The 4,407-nt window shown below is 70.9% G+C and carries 4 protein-coding genes; 1 reads left to right on the top strand and 3 read right to left on the bottom strand.

Annotation, left to right across the window (positions count from 1 at the left end; genetic code table 11):
- On the bottom strand, positions 1–666 hold a 666-nt coding region (locus CCN42_RS17790; RefSeq protein WP_158102100.1), incomplete at its 3' end, for an ATP-binding protein.
- Between the two features lie 361 nt (positions 667–1,027).
- Here CCN42_RS17790 and CCN42_RS17785 point away from each other — a divergent pair.
- Positions 1,028–2,413 carry a M14 family metallopeptidase gene (locus CCN42_RS17785; RefSeq protein WP_086736917.1) on the top strand — a complete coding sequence of 462 codons (1,386 nt, stop codon included), beginning with the start codon at positions 1,028–1,030 and terminating at the stop codon, positions 2,411–2,413.
- On the opposite strand, the gene CCN42_RS17780 is transcribed toward CCN42_RS17785, so the two are convergent.
- On the bottom strand, positions 2,410–2,931 hold the full coding sequence (locus CCN42_RS17780; RefSeq protein WP_086736915.1) for a hypothetical protein: 522 nt from the start codon (positions 2,929–2,931) through the stop codon (positions 2,410–2,412). The genes CCN42_RS17785 and CCN42_RS17780 overlap by 4 nt on opposite strands.
- A gap of 74 nt (positions 2,932–3,005) precedes the next feature.
- On the bottom strand, positions 3,006–4,407 hold a 1,402-nt coding region (locus CCN42_RS17775; protein ID WP_086736913.1), incomplete at its 5' end, for a GntP family permease.

The following is a 4,407-nucleotide window of genomic DNA, read 5'->3' as shown; positions in this document are numbered from 1 at the left end:
GAGTTCGATGGCGAGGGGCAGTCCGTCGAGGCGCCGGCAGAGGCGGGCGACGGCGGCCCGGTTGGCGGGGGTGAGGCGGAAGCCGGGGTCGACGGCGGCGGCGCGGTCGGCGAAGAGGGTGAGCGCGGGGCCGACGTCGGCGGCGGAGAGGTCGCCGTCGGGGTCGGGGACGGGCAGCGGGCGTACGTCCATGAGGTGTTCCTCGGTGAGGCCGAGGCGGTGCCGGCTGGTGGCGAGGAGGCGTACGCCGGTGGTGCCGCGCAGCAGGGCGGCGGCGAGGTCGGCGCAGGCGGGCAGCAGGTGTTCGCAGTTGTCGACGACGAGCAGCAGGCGCCGGTCGCGTACCTGTTCCGCGAGGGCGTCGAGCGGGGGCTGGGCGGAGTGGTCGTGCAGGCCGAGGGCGTCGGCGGCGGCGAGCGGGACGAGGGCGGGGTCGTGGAGTCCGGAGAGGTGGAGGAAGCGCACGCCGTCGGGGAAGGCGCGGGCGACGCGGGCCGCGATCCGGGCGGCGAGACGTGTCTTGCCGACGCCGCCGGGTCCGGTCAGGGTGACCAGCCGGGCGTGGGCCAGCAGTTCGCGGCCTTCGGCCTGTTCGTCCCGCCGGTCGACGAAGCTGGTCGTCTCGACCGGCAGGTGACAGTCCGGTCGTGGCGCTGATCCGCCCATGATCAGCCTGTCCTCTGGGTGTGAGCGGGGAGTCGGCGGTCCCGTGGCTCCCGGTGAAGCAGACCTTCACTCTCCCTTGGCTGCCACATATATGCACCTGTCGCTCACACCCGTGGGTGCACTTTGCCGGTGCGGGCACCGGTGGGGGCCGCCGCGCGTACACTGCGCGGCCGTTTTCCGCCTGGTTCAGGCCATCCCCCCCGGACGCACTATTGACCTGCTCATGCCATCGGCTCAACCATGAGCGCCACACCCGCACCAGTACGTCCAGCACGCCGTACGTCGCACCGGAGAACCACCCCCACAGCTCCACTCCCCCCTTCCGGAGACCCCGGAATCCCTGGAGATCCAAGGAGACTTCATGCGACTTCGCATCCGCGGCCAAGGCGCCCGCAGCAGCCGGGACACCGGTGGCCGAGGCGCCCGCGGCGGCAGACGCACCGCCGCGTTCGCCGCCCTGCTGGCCCTCGCCCTCGCGGCCCCGATATCGGCGACGGCCACCGACGCCACCGCCGACAGCGCGGCCAAACCGGCCGCCTCGGCGGACGACATCCGCCAGTACGAGGTCCATCTGCACTCGACGGCGAAGGACCGCACCGCCCTCCAACGGGCCGGTGTCTCCGTGGACGAGGTCCACGGGCACGGCGTGGTCGTCTCCGGCCGCGCCGACCAGATCCGCACGCTGCGCGCGCTCGGCTACGACGTCACCGCGCTGAACGCCGCGCCCGACCGGTCGGGCGCGGCGGACGACGTCCGGCTCTACGACTTCCCGTCGGCCGACTCGCGCTACCACAACTACGCGGAGATGACGGCCGAGATCAACTCGATCGTCGCGGCCAACCCGTCCATCGCGAGCCAGCGCACGATCGGCACCTCGTACCAGGGCCGCAACATCGTCGCGATCAAGATCAGCGACAACGTCTCCGCGGACGAGTCCGAGCCGGAGGTGCTGTTCACCCACCACCAGCACGCCCGCGAGCACCTGACCGTCGAGATGGCGCTCTACCTGCTGCGCGAGCTGACCTCGGACTACGGCACCGACTCCCGGGTCACCAACGTGGTGAACAACCGCGAGACATGGATCATCCCGGACCTCAACCCGGACGGCGGCGAGTACGACATCGCGTCCGGTTCCTACCGCTCCTGGCGCAAGAACCGGCAGCCCAACTCGGGCTCGTCGTACGTCGGCACGGACCTCAACCGCAACTGGAACTACCGCTGGGGCTGCTGCGGCGGCTCCTCCGGGTCCACCTCCTCCGAGACCTACCGGGGCTCGGCGCCGGAGTCCGCGAAGGAGGTCAAGGTCGTCTCCGACTTCGTGCGCAGCCGGGTCGTCGGCGGGAAGCAGCAGATCACGGCGGGAATCGACTTCCACACCTACAGCGAGCTGGTGCTGTGGCCGTTCGGCTACACCTACTCCGACACCACCACCGGCATGACCGCCGACGACCGCAACGCGTTCGCGGCCGTCGGGCAGAAGATGGCCGCCAGCAACGGCTACACCCCGGAGCAGTCCAGCGACCTGTACATCACCGACGGGTCGATCGACGACTACCTCTGGGGTGTGCACAAGATCTTCGGATACACCTTCGAGATGTACCCGAGGTCCAGTTCCGGGGGCGGGTTCTACCCGCCCGACGAGGTGATCGAGCGGGAGACCTCACGCAACCGGGACGCGGTCCTGCAACTGCTGGAGAACGCGGACTGCATGTACCGGTCGATCGGCAAGGAAGCCCAGTACTGCTAGGCGTCCTCGCCCGCGCTCTCGCCGTCCTCGAAGTAGGCGTCCAGCACCGCGTCCAGCTGTGACTCCCACTCCTTGAAGCGCGCCCTGGCCGGCGCCTCGATCTCGATCGGGTACCAGCGCCGGTCAGGGGTGTGCACCGTGACGGTGAACCGCCTGCCGAAGCGGGCCGTCGCGGTCTCCACGGCGCCGATCTCGTCCCAGCGGAACTCGCACGCCTCCTCGTCGAGACTGAGGCGGACGCCGCGCGCGTCGGCGACGATCCGGGCGCGCCGGTCGGCGGCCTCGAAGACGGGGCCGTCGACGGGGAGTTCCTCCGCCTCGGCGACCGCCTCCTCCGGGGTCTCCGCCACGGCCACGGCCGTCTCCTCCTCGGCCACGGCCTTCTCCGGCTCCGACTCGGGCGCCGGCGCCGACTCTTCCGGCTCGTCAGGGCGCGGGCCCGTGATGCCGGGGACGAACGCCGGGTCGGCCGCGGCGCCTTGCAGGGGCTGAATGCTGGGTCCTATGCGCTGCTCCACGCCGGAAGTATGGACGACGGAGCTGTGCGGGCAACAGCCAGCCTCTCCCGCACGCCCGTACCTAGGGGGTGTCGTCACACTCCCTGGACGAACACGCTGAGCACCGCCGCCACCGCGAACCCGGCCAGCGACAGCACCGACTCCAGTACGGTCCAGGTCTTCAGGGTGTCCCGCTCGCTGATCCCGAAGTACTTGGCGACGATCCAGAAACCGCCGTCGTTGACGTGCGAGGCGAAGATGGAGCCCGCGGATATGGCCATGATGACCAGGGCGACGAAGGCCTGGGAGTGGTCGCCCTCGGCGAGCAGTGGGGCGACGATGCCGGCCGTGGTCACGATGGCGACGGTGGCCGAGCCCTGGGCGACCCGCAGCACCAGGGAGATCAGGTAGGAGAGCACGAGCACCGGCAGGCCCACGTCGTTGAAGGTGTCCGACAGGGCCTGGGCGACGCCGCTGGCCTTGAGGACGGCGCCGAAGACCCCGCCCGCGCCGACCACGAGCAGGATGTTGCCGACCGGCTTCAGCGAGGACGTCGACACCGTCTCCAGGGACTTGCGGGACCAGCCGCGGCGGACGCCGAGGACGTAGTAGGCGAGGAGCAGGGCCAGGGTGAGGGCCACGAAGGGGTGGCCGAAGAACTCGATGACCGAGCGCGGGGTGGAGGGCTCCAGCGCGATCGAGGAGAACGTGGCGGCGAGGATCAGGACCAGCGGCGTACCGATGATGGCGAGGACGGTGCCGAGCGCGACGGGCTGTTCGCGCGGGGCGCGCCGCTCGTCCAGTACGGCGCGCCTGGCCTCCTCCGCGGCCTCCACCATGTCCTGCGGGACGGGCACGAAGATGCGGCGGCCGATCCACGCGGAGTACGCCCAGGCGGCCAGCACCGCCGGGATGCCGCAGACGACGCCCATGAGGATGACCCAGCCGAGGTCCACGTGGAGCAGGCCCGCGGCGGCCACGGGGCCGGGGTGCGGGGGCAGGAAGGCGTGGGTCATGGACAGGCCCGCGAGCAACGGCAGGCAGTAGAGCAGGATCGACTTGCCGCTTCTCTTGGCGGCCGCGTAGACGATCGGCGCGAGGACGAAGATGCCGACGTCGAAGAAGACCGGGATGCCGAAGATGAGGCCGGTCAGGCCCATGGCGAGCGGGGCGCGCTTCTCCCCGAAGAGGTTCAGCAGCCGGGAGGCCAGCACCTCGGCGCCGCCGCTGACTTCGAGGATCGCGCCGAGCATGGTGCCCAGGCCGATGATGATGGCGACGTGACCGAGGATGCCGCCCATGCCGGACTCGATGGTGGAGACGGCGTCCGAGCGCTGGACGGTGCCGAAGAGTTCGGTGACGGACAGGCCGGCCATGAGGCCGACGGCTATGGAGACGGCGAGCAGGGCGACGAACGGCTGGAGCCGTGCCTTGATGATGAGGAGGAGCAGCAGGGCGATGCCGAGGGCGGCGACGGTGAGCAGTCCGGCGGTGCCG

It is taken from the genome of Streptomyces glaucescens (genome assembly GCF_002154375.1).
GTDB lineage: Bacteria > Actinomycetota > Actinomycetes > Streptomycetales > Streptomycetaceae > Streptomyces > Streptomyces glaucescens.
Note: the sequence above shows the minus strand (reverse complement) of the source record. Positions and strands in the feature narration are given on the sequence as shown.